The following is a 2,258-nucleotide window of genomic DNA, read 5'->3' as shown; positions in this document are numbered from 1 at the left end:
GTGTCCTCGATGCGCAGGACGAAAGCACCCCGGTGGTGCCGCGCGAACAGCCAGTTCAAAACGGCGATCCGGGCGTTCCCCACATGCAGGCTCCCTGTGGGGCTCGGTGCCAGGCGTGTCCTTACCACGCGTCCCGGCCCAGATGCTCGATCACCTGCTGCGCCAGCTTCGCCGAGAACCCCGGCAGCTCCGCAACTTGCGCGGCCTCGGCGGACCGCAATGCCCGCACACTGCCGAACCGCTCCAGCAGCCGCTTCCTGCGCACCGCGCCAATTCCCGGAATCTCCGCCAGCTCGCTGGCCAGCGTGTGGCGCCGCCGCAACTTGCGGTTGTAGCCGTGGGCAAAGCGATGGGCTTCGTTCCGAACTCGCTGCAGCAGGCGCAGGGCGGGGTTCGTACGGGGCAGGTGCAGCGGCAGTGGGCGGCCGGTAAGGTAGACCTCCTCCTCCCGCTTGGCCAGGGCGCAAAACGCTACGTCACGCGCACCTACCTCCTCGCCAGCCCGCAGCGCCGCCCCCAACTGACCCTTGCCCCCATCAATCACGGCCAGCTCCGGCAGCGGACTGCCCTCCTGGAGCCGCCGCCGGAAATAGCGGCTGACCACCTCGGCCAGCGAGCGGAAATCGTCGTTCCCCCACTCCCCACGTAGGCGGAAATGGCGGTACTCGCTCTTGTCAGGCTCGCCGTTGCGGAAGACGACAGCGCTGCCCACGACGTCGCTCCCCTGCATGTGCGAGATGTCGAAACAGACGATCAGGCGCGGCACGACCTTAAGCTCGAGGCGTTCCTGTAGCTCGTAGAGCACGTCATCCGCCCGCTCCGGCGCACCGTCTTCCAGGACCACCCGCTCCTCCAGCAGGTGTCTCGCATTCTGGCTGGCCAGCGCCGTGAGCCGCAGCTTGTCCCCTTTCTGCGGCAGGCGCGTCCGAACACGACGCCCCGCTGCGCCGCTCAGCAACTCCTCCACTGTGCCACGGTCCTCGAACTCCTGGGGGAAGAGCGCCTCCCGGGGCAGGTCGGCAGTGCCGTGGCCGCCGCGTCCGAAGTAGAGGCGGCTCACGCCCGCAGCCAGCACCGTGCCGTCCGCCTCGCCTCCCAGGTTCACGAAAAATTCGGCTTCCCGGCCCAGCAGCTTCCCCGAACGGATGCGGAGCAGGACCACGCAGCCCCGGTCGCCATCGCGGGCAACTCCAAACACATCCTGATCACCACCCCGCAGGTCCAGCGCGCGCTGCCGCTGCTCGATCGCCTGAAGCCCGCCCAGCACGTCCCGCAGTGTGGCGGCCCGCTCGAAATCGAGCGCCCCGGCCGCCGCGCGCATCTCCTCCTCCACCCGTGCGCCCACTCGCTCTATACGCCCGCCCAGCACCTCCAGGATCTCGTCGATCATCACGCGGTAGGCTGCGCCGCTCTGCAGCCCCACGCATGGCGCCTGGCAGCGCCCCAGGTGATAGTCCAGGCACGGACGCGTGGGTGCCTCGCGCGGCAGGTCGTAACGGCAGCTCCGGACCGTGTAGCGCCGCTTGATCAGCTCCAGCGCCTGGCGCATGGCCCCCACTTCCGTGAACGGGCCGAAGTAGCGGGCTCCGTCGTTTTGCAGCAGCCGGGTCACGAACACGCGCGGAAAAGGCTCCTGCGCCGTTACCTTGATGTAGGGGTAGCGCTTGTCATCGCGGAGCTGGATGTTGAAGCGCGGGCGGTGCGCCTTGATCAGGTTGGCTTCCAACAGCAGCGCCTCCGCCTCCGAGCCCACCACCAGCGTGTCCACGTCGGCCACACGGCGCAGCATCTCCTGGCTCTTGGGGGATGCGCTCGCGTCCTGGGCGAAGTGGCTCTTCACCCGCGCGCGTAGCGACTTTGCCTTGCCGATGTAGAGAATCTCGCCCCCGCTACCCTTGAGCAGGTAGACGCCGGGGCGGGTCGGAAGATGGCGCAGCTTGGCGTGCAGCGGCGTGGGATCCACGGAACGGCTCATCCTCGTGTTCGAGCCCGCTGCGCCCCTGCCGTGCACAGCCGCACTGGCGCGCGCGGCGCACACCGGCGCGAGGCCGGGCTTCCGGGTATACTACCCCCGGCCACGCCGCCGTTCCAGGCCTCACACGCCTGCTAGGCCGCCTGAAATTGTTCCGATTCCGTGGAGGAAAGCCGGGGAGGGCTCCTGCGTCCAACTCGAGCTGCCTCTCGGCCCGTCGTGCCAGTCGGGCGCGGCGGGCGCGCTCGAATTCGCGGTGCAATTCGACCAGAAATTCCAGGGCTTC

2 protein-coding genes are annotated in these 2,258 nt (G+C 68.8%); both read right to left on the bottom strand.

Annotated features, from left to right (window positions below; translation table 11 throughout):
- Window positions 1–128 (bottom strand): hypothetical protein (locus HY703_07635; GenBank protein MBI4545048.1); only part of this gene is annotated, 128 nt, incomplete at its 3' end.
- The gene (uvrC, locus tag HY703_07630; protein ID MBI4545047.1) at window positions 122–1,975 is read right to left on the bottom strand and encodes an excinuclease ABC subunit UvrC; all 1,854 of its coding nucleotides are present in this window, start codon (window positions 1,973–1,975) and stop codon (window positions 122–124) included. The genes HY703_07635 and uvrC, both read right to left, overlap by 7 nt.
- Between the last annotated feature and the right edge of the window lie 283 nt (window positions 1,976–2,258).

Source organism: Gemmatimonadota bacterium, assembly GCA_016209965.1.
Lineage (GTDB): Bacteria > Gemmatimonadota > Gemmatimonadetes > Longimicrobiales > RSA9 > JACQVE01.
The sequence above is the reverse complement of the archived record's forward strand: the minus strand, read 5'-3'. Positions and strand labels throughout refer to the sequence as shown.